Annotated in this window: 14 protein-coding genes; 7 read left to right on the top strand and 7 right to left on the bottom strand. The window is 66.5% G+C overall.

The features are described from left to right. Positions 1–47 precede the first annotated feature (47 nt). A complete protein-coding gene (locus AC1ROX_RS23625) occupies positions 48–1,169 on the top strand; it encodes a ferritin-like domain-containing protein (protein WP_493129765.1) in 1,122 nt (373 codons plus the stop codon). 152 nt (positions 1,170–1,321) lie between these two features. On the opposite strand, the gene AC1ROX_RS23630 is transcribed toward AC1ROX_RS23625, so the two are convergent. From AC1ROX_RS23630 to AC1ROX_RS23645, 4 genes are read right to left on the bottom strand one after another with little or no spacing between them, the layout of a single operon-like run. Then, a complete protein-coding gene (locus AC1ROX_RS23630) occupies positions 1,322–2,026 on the bottom strand; it encodes a class I SAM-dependent methyltransferase (protein ID WP_493129767.1) in 705 nt (234 codons plus the stop codon). 7 nt (positions 2,027–2,033) lie between these two features. Beyond that, complete coding sequence (locus AC1ROX_RS23635; RefSeq protein WP_493129769.1) at positions 2,034–3,047, bottom strand: glycosyltransferase family 2 protein; 1,014 nt, start codon at positions 3,045–3,047, stop codon at positions 2,034–2,036. Positions 3,048–3,088: 41 nt separating this feature from the next. Then, a complete protein-coding gene (locus AC1ROX_RS23640) occupies positions 3,089–3,622 on the bottom strand; it encodes a carbonic anhydrase (protein ID WP_493129771.1) in 534 nt (177 codons plus the stop codon). Next, entirely contained in the window at positions 3,619–4,470 is an 852-nt protein-coding gene (locus AC1ROX_RS23645; RefSeq protein ID WP_493129773.1) for an HTD2 family dehydratase, read from the bottom strand. The genes AC1ROX_RS23640 and AC1ROX_RS23645 overlap by 4 nt, the downstream gene beginning before the upstream one ends. Before the next feature lie 113 nt (positions 4,471–4,583). Between AC1ROX_RS23645 and AC1ROX_RS23650 the strand changes: the two genes are divergently transcribed. The 4 genes from AC1ROX_RS23650 (at position 4,584) to AC1ROX_RS23665 (ending at position 7,858) form a co-directional block, all read left to right on the top strand. Further along, positions 4,584–4,910 (top strand): DUF1476 domain-containing protein, encoded by a 327-nt coding sequence (locus AC1ROX_RS23650; RefSeq protein ID WP_493129775.1) that lies wholly within the window; start codon positions 4,584–4,586, stop codon positions 4,908–4,910. A 92-nt stretch (positions 4,911–5,002) separates the two neighbouring features. Then, entirely contained in the window at positions 5,003–6,055 is a 1,053-nt protein-coding gene (locus tag AC1ROX_RS23655) for a TRAP transporter substrate-binding protein (protein ID WP_493129777.1), read from the top strand. Positions 6,056–6,062: 7 nt separating this feature from the next. Then, positions 6,063–6,542, top strand: a complete 480-nt coding sequence (locus AC1ROX_RS23660; RefSeq protein WP_493129779.1) for a TRAP transporter small permease — start codon at positions 6,063–6,065, stop codon at positions 6,540–6,542. After that, entirely contained in the window at positions 6,539–7,858 is a 1,320-nt protein-coding gene (locus AC1ROX_RS23665; RefSeq protein WP_493129781.1) for a TRAP transporter large permease, read from the top strand. Before AC1ROX_RS23660 ends, AC1ROX_RS23665 begins: the two co-directional genes overlap by 4 nt. An 8-nt stretch (positions 7,859–7,866) precedes the next feature. Here AC1ROX_RS23665 and purB read toward each other — a convergent pair whose 3' ends face one another. Continuing rightward, a complete protein-coding gene (gene purB, locus AC1ROX_RS23670) occupies positions 7,867–9,192 on the bottom strand; it encodes an adenylosuccinate lyase (RefSeq protein WP_493129783.1) in 1,326 nt (441 codons plus the stop codon). Between the two features lie 52 nt (positions 9,193–9,244). On the opposite strand from purB, the gene AC1ROX_RS23675 reads away from it, so the two are divergent. Continuing rightward, the gene (locus AC1ROX_RS23675) at positions 9,245–10,078 is read left to right on the top strand and encodes an HAD-IIB family hydrolase (RefSeq protein WP_493129785.1); all 834 of its coding nucleotides are present in this window, start codon (positions 9,245–9,247) and stop codon (positions 10,076–10,078) included. On the opposite strand, the gene AC1ROX_RS23680 is transcribed toward AC1ROX_RS23675, so the two are convergent. After that, on the bottom strand, positions 10,039–10,671 hold the full coding sequence (locus AC1ROX_RS23680; RefSeq protein ID WP_493129787.1) for a 3-keto-alpha-glucoside-1,2-lyase-like domain-containing protein: 633 nt from the start codon (positions 10,669–10,671) through the stop codon (positions 10,039–10,041). The two genes, AC1ROX_RS23675 and AC1ROX_RS23680, sit on opposite strands and share 40 nt — an antisense overlap. A 102-nt stretch (positions 10,672–10,773) precedes the next feature. Here AC1ROX_RS23680 and AC1ROX_RS23685 point away from each other — a divergent pair, with 102 nt between their 5' ends. Continuing rightward, a complete protein-coding gene (locus AC1ROX_RS23685) occupies positions 10,774–11,646 on the top strand; it encodes a fumarylacetoacetate hydrolase family protein (RefSeq protein WP_493129789.1) in 873 nt (290 codons plus the stop codon). Positions 11,647–11,774: 128 nt separating this feature from the next. Here AC1ROX_RS23685 and AC1ROX_RS23690 read toward each other — a convergent pair whose 3' ends face one another. Further along, complete coding sequence (locus tag AC1ROX_RS23690; protein ID WP_493129791.1) at positions 11,775–12,410, bottom strand: TetR/AcrR family transcriptional regulator; 636 nt, start codon at positions 12,408–12,410, stop codon at positions 11,775–11,777. Positions 12,411–12,421: the final 11 nt, after the last annotated feature.

The following is a 12,421-nucleotide window of genomic DNA, read 5'->3' on the forward strand; positions in this document are numbered from 1 at the left end:
AAAAGGTGACGGTGCCGTCATATTGACCTTGTAACAGGAGGCCTCACATGGCCCAGCAAATCACTTACGACAAGGCCTATGACACGGTCGGGCCCGGAGATTTTCCGGCCATGCTGGACGTGCCGCGTTACGGGCGTCGGACAGATGCCTTTGACGGCATCATTTCGGCCACCCACGACCATTTCTGGGACCCCCTGGACCGGAATTACATCGATTTCGACCTGCCCTTCGACATGACCCGGACTCCGATCATGCCCCTGGACACGGTCGTCGAGCTGAGAAGCGCGGTGGCCGACCGGCTGGACGAGGGCCAGAGGATCGGGCTGGGCAACGATGTCATGCACTGGTCGATCTCCAACCTGCTGCACGGAGAGCAGGGCGCGCTGTCGCTGTCGGCCAGCCTCTGCCACATCCTGCTCGATCCCGGCGCCCAGGAATACGCCGCCAACCAGGCGCGCGAGGAAGCGCGACATGTCGCAGGGTTCACGCGCTATATCGGCAAGCGCTGGGGCGCCCCGCTGCCGGTCGGCAAGACGATCTCCAGCGTACTCACAGATCTGGTGACGACCCAGGAGGTCTACAAGAAGATCGTCGGCATGCAGATGCTGATCGAAGGCATCGCCATGGGCTCCTTCGCGACCCTGAACGCCAAGACCAACGACCCGGTCCTGCGCCGGCTGGTCCAGCTGGTGATGAGCGACGAGGCCTTCCATCACCGGTTCGGCCGCATCTGGGCATCCCGGACCATCAGCCATCTCAGCGAGGACGAGCACAGGAAGGTCGAGGACTGGGCGGCGCAGATCTTCCAGACGCTGCTGTTCAACCTGATCAACGCCGAGCAGAAGCAGGTCATCTACGCCAAGTACGGGCTCGACTGGCAGTGGGTCCGCGACGCGATGAAGGAGGTCTTCACCGACGAGGACCGCCGCGCCAACCTGAAGGACAGCACCAACATCTTCCGCGTCCTCATCAAGACGCTCCTCCATGCCGGTATCATCACCTCCCGCACCGCGCCGCTTTACGGTGTCTGGGTCGACATGAAGGAGCTGGAAGCCGAGGGCGACGGCATCCCCGGCGACATCGTCGCCGAGGAGATGATGGTCACGCTCCGGGAGATCAACGCCAAGCGGAAACGGATCGCGTCGAAGGATGTGGTGGCCGCGGGCTGACGCAGGAAAGATCCTTCGCTTCGCTCAGGATGACACTGTTGTTGAGGTAGACGCAGTGCGTCGATCTCAAAATAGGTGTCATCCTGAGCGAAGCGAAGGATCCTTAAATCTTATCATCTCATTGGAGCGCGCCACTGGAGTGGCGCGCTCCATTAGGGCTTCCGTGCGAGCACGAAGCAGGAGAGGCCTGCTAGGCGGTTCAACGGGAACAGCGGGAGTTCGGCGGCGCAGATCGTGGTGAGGATCGCGTTCGTGACGGGGCCTTGCTTCTTCAGGCTGCTGCGCGGTTCGGTGGTGTTGCGGTCGGAAAGGCGGACCGCCGCTGCCAACGGAAACACGAAGCCGAAATAGTAGCTGCCGCGCACGATCTCGAGGCCAGCATCGCGCATCGCGGTTTCGATCTCGGGCAGAGTGTAGCGGCGCTTGTGCTCCAGGAAGACGTCGTGGCCGCTCCACAGGAAGGCGAAGGCCGGCACCGTCACGAGGAAGTGCGCGCCCGACGGCACCTTCTCCGCATAGTGCCGCAGCAGCCGGCGATCGTCGTCGACATGCTCCAGCACGTCCATCATCAGCACGAGGTCGCAGTCGGTCGGGCCGGTGTCGCGGCGGTAGCGCACCGGCTTGCCGGCGACGCGGTCGTCGCGGTCCGCGGGGTAGCCGATGTCGACGCAGAGCGCGCTCTCGGCCGGCGTCGCCTCGAGAAGATGGCGCGAGAAGAAGCCCGAGCCCGCGCCGATGTCGAGCAGGCGCTTGGGCGCCAGCGAGCCCACGGCGCGGCGCAGCGCGGCGGCCTTGGAGCGATAGTACCAGTGGCTGCCGATGCCGGCGCCCAGGATGTCTTCTTCCTTGAGGTCCATTGCGGCGTCAGGTCACCGGCGGCTTCGGCGCGACATCCTCATAGACGCCCTCGACGACATAGATCGGTCGGCCCTTCACCTCGACGAACAGGCGGCCGAGATATTCGCCGATGATGCCCAGCGACAGGAGCTGGATGGCGCCCATCAGCAGGATGGCGATCAGCAGCGAGGCGTAGCCCGGCGTGTCGACACCGAAGATCAGCACGCGGGTGACGATGAACAGGGCGTAGAGCACGGCCACCGTGGCGATCGCGAGCCCGACATAGAACCAGGCGCGCAGCGGCGCGGTCGAGAAACTCACCACACCGTCGATGGCGAAGTTCCAGAGCCGCCAGAAGTTGAACTTGGTCGTGCCGGCGACCCGCTCGGGCCGCTCGTAGGGGATGCCGACCGAGTTGAAGCCGACCCAGGCGAACAGGCCCTTCATGAAGCGGTTGCGCTCGGGAAGCTGGCGCAGCACCTCGACGGCGCGGCGGTCGACCAGGCGGAAGTCGCCGACATGGGCCGGGATGCGCACCGGCGACATGGAATTGAACACCCGGTAGAACCAGCCGGCCGAGACGCGCTTGGCCGGCGTATCGGCGTGCCGTGACGCGCGGATGCCGTAGACGATGTCATAGCCCTCGCGCCAGCGCGCGATGAAGGCGCCGATCAGCTCGGGCGGATCCTGCAGGTCGATGTCCATCGGGATCAGGATGTCGCCGCGCGCATGGTCGATGCCGGCGGTGAGGGCGGCCTCCTTGCCGAAGTTGCGCGACAGGTTGACGATGCGGATGCGCCGGTCGGTGCGGCCGCGATGGAACAGGCGCGCGAAGGTATTGTCGCGCGAGCCGTCGTTCACGAACACGAGTTCGAACCGGACGCCGTCGCGCTCCAGCAGCGGCACCACGGTGGCGAGGAAGAGGTCGACCGTCTCCTCCTCGTTGAACACCGGCACGACCAGTGACAGAAGAGGATCGACCGGCCGCCGCGCGCGCTGGGCGGCGAGCTGGTGTTCCAGTGCCGCGTCCTTGTCGATCACGAAGGGAAGGGATTGCTCGGGCACGAGATTGGCGGGATGAGCTAGGCCACCGCTTCGACGGTGCCGTTGAGGTCCATGATTCCCAATTCGACGATGAGCTGCGGCTGGCGCTTCAGGGCCTGGTCGCGGAAGGCGCGCAAAGCCTGGCTGAGCATCTCGGTCTCGTAGGCCTTGTCGGTCTTCAGCCGGTCGCCGTAGGCAACCGCCGCGGCACCGCAGTCCCGATGCGCCATGCCGATCAGGCGCTTCACGTTGTGGAGCTGGCAGGAGATGTCGAGATTGGCTTCCCAGGCGGCGCGCCATTCCTGGAAGATCGGCGCCACCGCGGCGACCGGGCCGCCGGCGATGTTGAACTGGCTGTAGTTGTTCTGCCAGCCGCGCGAGGTCATGTACTTCCAGGTGTCGGTGGTGAAGCGCGGGTCGATGCACTTCATCAGCATCGCCTCGTAGCCCTCGTCGAGGGCCAGCGCGGAGCCGGCAGAGGCGATCGCAGCGGCGCCCAGGCCCAATCCCATCAGGTTCCGCCTGGAAAGGGCGGCCAGGCAGCCGCAACCGGCATGATGCTTGTGGGTCATCGGAAGGTAGCCTTGCCCTGTTGTGCGAGGCCGCCGTTGGAATCGGTGACCCATGTTGTGACCGAGCCGTCCTGTTCGCGGCGGCCCCCGACCGTGAGCGTGGCGCCGCCGAAGACCGGCGACAGGGCTCGGAATTCGAAACTCCTGGCCACCTTACCCGCGTTGGAGCGCCGCGCCAGTTCGATCTGCAGCATTCCCATCAGCGGGCCGTGCACGATCAGGCCGGGATAGCCTTCGGTGCCGGTCACGTAGGGCTGGTCGTAGTGGATGCGATGGCCGTTGAAGGTGAGGGCGGAGAAGCGGAACAGCAGCACCGGGTCGGCCAGGATCGAGCGCGTCCAGGTGGCGTCGGTCGGTGCCGGCTTGGGCGGCCGCGGCGTCTCGCCGGGCTTCGCCGCCTCGCGGTAGACGATGTCGTGCTCCTCGACGAAGGAGACGCCGCGGGGGCCTGAGATGGTGTGCTGCACGGTCACGAACACCATCGATCCTGTGGAGCCGGTCTTGGGTTCGACCGACTTGATCTCGGACAGGCGCCGGATCGTCTCTCCGACCCGGATCGGCTCGCCGTCGAAGGAGAAGCGGCTGCCCGCCCACATGCGGCGTGGCAGCGGCACCGGTGGCAGGAAGTCGCCGCGTTCGGCATGGCCGTCGGGCCCGATCTTCGACTGCGGCGCGATCTCGAGGAAATAGAGCCAGTGCCAGAGCGGCGGCAGGGGATCGCCGTTCTTCGGCTCGGGATCGCCCTTCTCGTCGAAGGTCGCGGACAGGGCGCGGACCGGGAAGGGGGCGGCGAGATCCTCCATGGACTGCGTCCGGCCGATCCAATCTTTGAGCTTTTCCAGCGACATGATGGGGTTTCCTCTTTGCCGGCGTGACACTGCCACTGCGAACGTGGGGTGGAAAGACAGTGTCGCGACCGCTATATAGCGGCCCAACAAGACATGCCCAAACGGAGCGGCCGATGACCACGTTCGACGATCGCGAGAAGGCCTTCGAGGCCAAGTACGAGCACGACCAGGAACTGAAATTCAAGGTCAATGCGCGCCGCAACAAGCTCTTGGGCCTGTGGGCAGCCGGCCTGCTGGGCAAGACCGGCGACGATGCCGAGGCCTATGCCAAGGAAGTCGTGATGGCCGATTTCGAGAAGCCGGGCGATTCCGACATCCTGCACAAGCTCATGAAGGACTTCGCCGCCGCCGGAAAGCCGATGGAGGATCACACCATCCGCAAGCAGTCCGAGCGCCTGGCCGACGACGCCCGGAAGCAGATCATGACGGAAGTCCGCTAAGGCGGCTCGGGCTTCATGTTCCTCTCCCCCTATCGGGGGCGAGGAGTCTGATTTAGGCTGTCTCCCATAAGAAAAGTCTTAGGGAGGCATGAGTGCCGATCAATCGTCGCAAGATGTTTGCGTATGCCGGCGCCGCCGTGGCGGCGCCGGCGTTGCTGCGCGAGGGCCATGCGCAGGCCGCGGAAGTGAACCTCAAGCTGCATCACTTCCTGCCGGCGGCCTCGAACATCCACCAGAAGTTCCTGACGCCGCTGGTGCGCAAGATCGAGGCCGAATCCAACGGCCGCATCAAGATCACGATCTTCCCGGCGATGCAGCTCGGCGGCGCCCCGCCGCAACTCTACGACCAGGCGCGCGACGGCGTGGCCGATATCATTTGGACCCTGCCGGGCAATACGCCGGGCCGCTTCCCGGCCAGCGAGGCGATGGAGCTGCCCTTCGTTGCCGACAAGCTCGGCATCGTGAACGCCAAGGCGTTCCAGGAATATGCCGACACCTACCTCAAGGACGAGTTCAAGGAAGTCCATCTCATCTGCGCTTGGGCGCACGATGCCGGGCTGATCCATGCCAACAGGCAGGTGAAGACGATGGAGGACCTGAAGGGTCTGAAGTTGCGCTTCCCGACGCGGCAGGCCGGCGAGGCGCTGAAGGCGCTGGGCGCCAGCCCGATCGGCATGCCGATCCCGCAAGTGCCCGAGAGCCTCGCGCAGAAGGTGATCGACGGCTGCGTCGTGCCCTGGGAGGTCGTGCCAGCGATCAAGGTGCAGGAGCTGCTGAAGTACCATACCGGCATTCCCGGCTCGCCGACGCTCTACACCGCGACCTTCGTGCTCGCCATGAACAAGGGCAGCTACGACAAGGTGCCGGCCGACCTGAAGAAGGTGCTCGATGCCAACTCGGGCATGGCGGCCGCCACGATGGCCGGCAAGACCTGGGACGATGCCGGTGCGGCGGTGCTCGAGATGGTCTCCAAGAGGGGCGGCAACGTCATCAGCGAGATCTCGGTCGAGGAGGCGGGCCGCTGGCGCAAGACCACGCAGCCGGTCATCGACGCGTGGATCGCGTCGGTGAAGGACCGTAACCTCGACGGCACCAAGCTGGTCGAGGCGGTGCGAACGCTCGTGCAGAAATACAAGGTGTCCTGAGCCCCGCATGGGCTGGATGCAAAGGGCCGAGAGGCTGGGTGCGGCGCTTGCTTTGGCGGGCGCTGCGCTGTCGCTGTTCATCGCCGGTCTCGTGACGGTGAGCGTGCTGCTGCGCTGGGCCACCTCGAACGGCCTGCCGGGCGACTTCGAGATGGTGCAGATGGCGGTCGCGCTCGCGATCTTCTCCTTCCTGCCCTACACGCAGCTCCGTCGCGGCAACATGCTGGTCGACACCTTCACGAACCGCCTGCCGCCGCGGGCGATCGCGGCGATCGATGCCTTCTGGGACGTGGTCTACGCCGCGGTCGCGTCGCTGCTGGGCTGGCGGCTCTCGGTCGGCGCGACGGACGCCATCAACTCGCACACGACCACGATGGTGCTGGGTCTGCCGGTCGGCTGGGCGATCATGGCCTGTGCCGTGATGGCGGGCCTGCTGGCGCTGGCGTCGCTCATCACGGCCGCCGGCCGTTTCGGAACAGAGACGTGACCGGCACTTCCGCTGCCATTGCGGGTTTCGTCATCATGCTGCTGCTGATGGCGGCCCGCATGCCGATCGGCCTGTCGCTCCTGTTCGTGGGCGGTGCCGGCTATGCCTGGCTGGGCGGCTGGCCGACCTTCCTGAACTACATCAAGGCCACGCCCTATCACGACTTCTCCAACTACACGCTCTCGGTCATCCCGCTGTTCATCCTGATGGGGGCGCTTGCCGAAAAGTCGGGCCTCTCGACGTCCTTGTTCCGCGCCGCTTCGAGCCTGATCGGCCATCGCCGCGGCGGGCTGGCAATGGGCCTGATCGGCGCCTGCACGGCGTTCGGTGCGATCTGCGGATCGTCGGTGGCCACCACGGCCACCTTCGCGCGCGCCGCGCTGCCGGAATTCGAGCGCTACCGCTACGATGCGGGCTTCGCGACCGGCACCATCGCCGTCGGCGGGACGCTCGGCATCCTGATCCCGCCCTCGGTGATCCTCGTCGTCTACGGCATCTCGACCGAGCAGAACATCGCCAAGCTTTTCATGGCGGCCTGCATCCCGGGTTTCATGGCCGCGATCTTCTACTGCATCGTCATTGCCCTGGTCGTGCGCCGCCGCCCCGAACTGGGACCGGCGCTGCCCCGCGTGCCGATGGAGCAGCGGTTGCGCGACGTCGCCGCCGTCTGGCCCGCCGTCCTGGTGGCGCTGGTCGTCATCGGCTGCATCTATGGCGGAATCTTTTCGCCGACCGAGGGCGCGGCGGTGGGCGTCATCGCCATGCTGGTCGTGTCGGTGCTGGTGGGCGGCATGCGCTGGGCCGCGCTGAAGGCGGCGCTGCTGCAGACCGCAGAGACCGCCGGCATGATCTTTTTGATTTTGCTGGGCGCCGACGTGTTCAACGCCTTCCTGGCGCTGTCGCAGCTTCCCGTCGCCGCCGCCGAATGGATCGGCGGCTCGGGCTTCACGCCCTACGGCGTCATGGCGCTGATCCTGCTGTTCTACATCCTGCTGGGTGCGGTCATGGACGAACTGGCCATGATCCTGCTGACCCTGCCGATCTTCTTCCCGATCGTGCAGGCGTTGGATTTCGGCATGCCGGCCGACGATGTCGCGATCTGGTTCGGCATCCTGGTGCTGATCGTGGTCGGCATCGGCCTGACCGCGCCGCCGATCGGCCTGAATGTCTTCGTGGTTTCGGCCATCGCCCGCCACGTGACGCTGACCCGCATCTACCGCGCCGTCCTGCCGTTCATCGCTGCCGACCTGATAAGGCTCGGTCTCGTGATGGCCTTTCCCGCGCTCGCTTTGGCGACGGTGCGGTTTCTGACGTGAGGCTCGGCTTAGCCAAACACCCGCTTGAAGATCGTGTCGACGTTCTTGGTGTGGTGGCGCATGTCGAACAGGGCCGTGAGCTCGTCGTCCGCGAGGAACTCGGCGATCTCCTTGTCGGCGCGGCACAGGGCCAGCAGCGAGGCGTTGCCGCGCCAGGCTTCCATGGCATTGCGCTGGACCGCCGCGTAGGACGCCTCGCGGCTCATGCCCTTCTGCGTCAGCGCCAGCAGGATGCGCTGTGAGAAGACGAGGCCGCCAAGAGAATCGAGATTGGCCTGCATGCGCTCCTTGTAGACCACCAGGTTCTCGACCACGCCGGCCATGCGGTTCAGCGCGAAGTCGAGCGTGCCGGTTGCGTCCGGCGCGATGTAGCGCTCGGTCGAGGAGTGCGAGATGTCGCGCTCGTGCCACAAGGTGACGTTTTCCAGGGCCGGGACGACGGCCGAGCGCACGACGCGGGCGAGGCCGGTCACGTTCTCGGTCAGCACCGGGTTGCGCTTGTGCGGCATCGAGGACGAGCCCTTCTGGCCCGGCGAGAAGAACTCCTCCGCCTCGCGCACCTCGGTGCGCTGCAGGTGACGGATCTCGGTGGCGAGGTTCTCGATCGAGGAGGCGACGATTGCCAGCGCGGCGAAGAAAGCGGCGTGGCGGTCGCGCGGGATCACCTGCGTCGACACGGTCTCGGAGGCCAGGCCGAGCTTCGCGGCGACGTGATCCTGCACCCGGGGATCGACCGAGGCGAAGGTGCCCACGGGGCCGGAGATCGCACAGGTGGCGATCTCGGCGCGCGCCGTCTCCAGCCGCTTGCGGTTGCGCGCGAAGGCGGCGTAGTGGCCGGCGAGCTTGACGCCGAAGGTCGTGGGCTCGGCATGGATGCCGTGGCTGCGGCCGATCGTGACCGTATCCTTGTGCTCGAAGGCGCGCTTCTTCAGCGCCGCCAGCAGCTTGTCGGTGTCTTCCAGCAGGATGTCGGCTGCCTGCGTGAGCTGGACGGCGAACGCCGTGTCCAGGATGTCCGACGACGTCAGGCCCTGGTGGACGAAGCGCGATTCCGTGCCGATGTACTCGCCGAGCCAGGTCGTGAAGGCCAGCACGTCGTGCTTGGTGACCCGCTCGATGGCATCGATCTTCTCGATCTCGCCGGCCGGATCGGCCTTGAGGGCGGCCATCGCCTTGGCACCGCCGTCCCAGATCGCCCTGGCGGAGTCCTTCGGGATGATGCCGATCTCCGCCATGCCGTCGCAGGCATGAGCCTCGATCTCGAACCAGATGCGGAAGCGGTTCTCGGGGGTCCAGATGGCCGCCATCTGCGGCCGCGAATAGCGCGGGATCATGGCCGGGCTTTTAGCGCCGAAGGGACGTCCGCGCCATGTTAGAAGTCGCCGCATGGAGCCCCTGAAGAACTGCCCCCGCGAGACCCTGGCCGCCGTGCGCGGGGTCCTGACCGACATCGACGACACCGTCTCCAGCGACGGAACGCTGACGGCCGAGGCCTACGGCGCCCTGGAGGCCCTGAAGAAGGCCGGGCTGCTGGTGATTCCCGTAACCGGCCGGCCGGCCGGCTGGTGCGACCACATCGCCCGGTTCTGGCCGGTCGACGCCGTGGTCGGCGAGAACGGCGCCTTCTGGATGTGGCACGACCGGGCCCAGAAGCGCCTGCGCACCCGCTTCATCCAGTCCGAGGCCGAGCGCGCCGAGGGGCGCCGCCGGCTCGAGCTGGTACGGACCGAGATGCTGCGGGAAGTGCCGGGTGCCGGCATCGCCTCCGACCAGCCCTATCGCATGGCCGATCTCGCCGTCGATTTCTGCGAGGACGTGCCGCCGCTGCCGGCCGCCGACATCAAGCGCATCGTGGCCATCTTCGAACGCAACGGTGCCAACGCCAAGGTGAGCTCGATCCACGTCAACGGATGGTTCGGCGACTACGACAAACTCACGACCAGCCGCACGATGATGCAGGAGCTGTTCGGCGTCGACCTGGCGGCCGAGAAGGCGACTTACGTCTTTTCAGGCGATTCGCCCAACGACGCGCCGATGTTCGGCTATTTCCCCAATGCCGTGGGCGTGGCCAATGTCGTGGACTTCGCCGACCTGCTGGAGCACCGGCCGCGCTGGGTCACGAAGGCCCGCTCGGGCGCGGGCTTCGTCGAGCTGGCGACGACGCTGCTGGCGGCGCGGGCTCAGCGCGGCTCCGGAGGCCCAATCAGCAGGGAGCCGTAGTGGGTGACGCTGTCGCCCTGGCTCCATACGCCCACGGGCCCGGGCTGCATCAGCGTCCGGTCGGTGACGTCGAATAGCTTCTTGCCGTCGAGCGCCACCTCGATCCGATCGCTGACGGCGATCACCCTCAGCGAATGCCATTGGCCCAGCGCCACCGGCGCCTCCTTCATGCCGAGCTGGCTGCGCTTGCCCTTGTCCATGCGGTAGAGGCGGACCGAGTTGTCGCGGGCATTGGCGCGCACGACGTAATAGTCGTTGGCGCTCTGGGCGCGGAACATGAAGCCGGCAACCTGGTCGCGCGATCCCGAAACCGGCTTGAAGCGCAGGGTGGCGTCGAAGTCGCGGCCGGACGCCTGCTCGGCAATGCACAGGGGGAAGCGTTGGTCCGTCGCATCGGGCTCGCGCTCGACCAGCGCCCAGCCATCCGGCCCGTCGGGGTCGGCGACGGCGCGCCAGTCGGCCGGCCGGCCGATGCCCGTCTTGCCCTGGGTGCAGCCGACACGGCCGTCCGGCGTGGTGAGCGGCACGACGAGCTGTGCCGAGGCGGGAAGGGCGGTGAAGAGGAGAGGAAGGAGCAGAAGCAGGAATCGCATCGGCAGAGAGTAGCAAAAAACGCGGCAAGCTTGACCGCAGATGCGGGAGGGAGGAGTTTACGCGCGGCCGTATTTCGGACGAAATCTTCAAGGGGGAATTCAATGCGTCTTTGCACCATCCTGATCGGCGGCAAGCCGGTCGTCGGCGTCAAACTGGGCGACGGCAAGATCGTCGATCTCAGCAAGCAGATGCCGCGCGGGCCGAAGTCGGTCGTCGAGATCCTGGCCGGCGGCAAGAAGGTCCAGCAGGAAGTGCTCAAGGCCTGTACCAAACTCAAGGCCGGCGCCCTCGTGTCGGAGAAGTCGGCCAAGTACCTGCCGCCGATCCCCGCACCCGGCAAGATCCTCTGCATCGGCCTCAACTACCGCAAGCACGCCGAAGAGACCGGCAGCCCGATCCCGCAGTATCCGGTGGTGTTCACGCGCTTCAACAACACGCTGGTGCCGCACAAGGGCAAGATGCTGTCGACCACCCATTCGGAGGAATTCGACTGGGAGGCCGAACTCACCGTCGTGATCGGCAAGAAGTGCCGCAACGTGCCGAAGGAGAAGGCTCTCTCGGTGATCGCCGGCTACGCCTGCTTCAACGACGGCTCGATCCGCGACTGGCAGAAGAAGTCCGGCGGCCAGTTCACCCTGGGCAAGAACTTCGACGGCACCGGCGGCTTCGGTCCCGACATCGTGACGCCGGACGAGCTGCCCAAGGGCGGCGCGCCGCTGCGCATCATGACCCGCGTCAACGGCGTCACCATGCAGGACAGCAGCACCGACGACCTGATCTTCGACGTGCCGACCCTGGTGCATGAGCTCAGCAAGTGCATGACCCTCGATCCGGGCGACATCATCATCACCGGCACCCCGTCGGGCGTGGCGATGGCCCGCAAGCCGCAGCCCTGGCTGAAACCGGGCGACGTCTGCGAGGTCGAGATCGAGGGCATCGGCGTCCTGCGCAACACGATCGCCCAGGGCGCGTAGGCGCTCTTCGGACATCGCTTCAAGACCGACGGCGGCCCCGCGAGGGCCGCCGTTTTCATTGGAGCGCGCCACTCCAGTGGCGCTCATGGTTCATGAGGCGCCACTGGAGTGGCGCGCTCCAATGACGGTTAGCGCCGCGGCAGCTTGTCGAGGCCGCCGAGCATCAGGTGGGTGGCGAACTCGGCGGCTCCGGTGGGGTCGACCGGGTCGCGGGCGACCATGACCATGGAGATCTCGAAAGCGATGCCGGCCATCGAGGCGCTGAGGTAGGAGACGTCGACATTGGGCAGGATGCCCCGCGCGATGGCCGAGCGGATGTCGTCGTTCAGCGCCACGGCCAGCGCGCGCACGTCGGGCTTGTCGAGGAGCGTGCGCACGGCGGTGAAGCTCGAGCGTGCCAGCGCCAGCAGCTCGGGATCCTCGGCCAGGAAGTTGAAGTAGGCAGCATAGTGCTGCCGCACGAACTCCTCGGCCGTGGCGGCGCGGGCGCGGCCGTCGCGATGGCGCTGCAGCAGCACGCCGGTCAGCTCGCCGACGACGGCCTCGAAGATCTCGTCCTTGTCCTTGAAGTAGTTGTAGAAGGTGCCCGAGGCGAGATCGGTGCGGCGCACGATGTCGCGCACGCTGGCCGCGCCGTAGCCCATCTCGGCGAAGACGCCGCGCGCGGCCTTGAGCAGGGCCGTGCGGTTCTCCGCCTTGTTCTGTTCCCGGCGGCCGGCGCGCTCGGCGCGGGACTCCGTCTGTGTCGTTCCGTCGCCAGCCATGTCTCGACGCT

Source organism: Reyranella sp. GW821-FHT14A01, from assembly GCF_058803965.1.

Excerpts from the sequence above, each read along its gene's own strand:
- AC1ROX_RS23625 (WP_493129765.1), top strand. The coding sequence starts at position 48 with ATGGCCCAGCAAATCACTTACGACAAGGCCTATGACACGGTCGGGCCC.
- AC1ROX_RS23630 (WP_493129767.1), bottom strand. The coding sequence starts at position 2,026 with ATGGACCTCAAGGAAGAAGACATCCTGGGCGCCGGCATCGGCAGCCAC.
- AC1ROX_RS23640 (WP_493129771.1), bottom strand. The coding sequence starts at position 3,622 with ATGACCCACAAGCATCATGCCGGTTGCGGCTGCCTGGCCGCCCTTTCC.
- AC1ROX_RS23645 (WP_493129773.1), bottom strand. The coding sequence starts at position 4,470 with ATGTCGCTGGAAAAGCTCAAAGATTGGATCGGCCGGACGCAGTCCATG.
- AC1ROX_RS23650 (WP_493129775.1), top strand. The coding sequence starts at position 4,584 with ATGACCACGTTCGACGATCGCGAGAAGGCCTTCGAGGCCAAGTACGAG.
- AC1ROX_RS23660 (WP_493129779.1), top strand. The coding sequence starts at position 6,063 with ATGGGCTGGATGCAAAGGGCCGAGAGGCTGGGTGCGGCGCTTGCTTTG.
- purB (WP_493129783.1), bottom strand. The coding sequence starts at position 9,192 with ATGATCCCGCGCTATTCGCGGCCGCAGATGGCGGCCATCTGGACCCCC.
- AC1ROX_RS23675 (WP_493129785.1), top strand. The coding sequence starts at position 9,245 with ATGGAGCCCCTGAAGAACTGCCCCCGCGAGACCCTGGCCGCCGTGCGC.
- AC1ROX_RS23680 (WP_493129787.1), bottom strand. The coding sequence starts at position 10,671 with ATGCGATTCCTGCTTCTGCTCCTTCCTCTCCTCTTCACCGCCCTTCCC.
- AC1ROX_RS23685 (WP_493129789.1), top strand. The coding sequence starts at position 10,774 with ATGCGTCTTTGCACCATCCTGATCGGCGGCAAGCCGGTCGTCGGCGTC.
- AC1ROX_RS23690 (WP_493129791.1), bottom strand. The coding sequence starts at position 12,410 with ATGGCTGGCGACGGAACGACACAGACGGAGTCCCGCGCCGAGCGCGCC.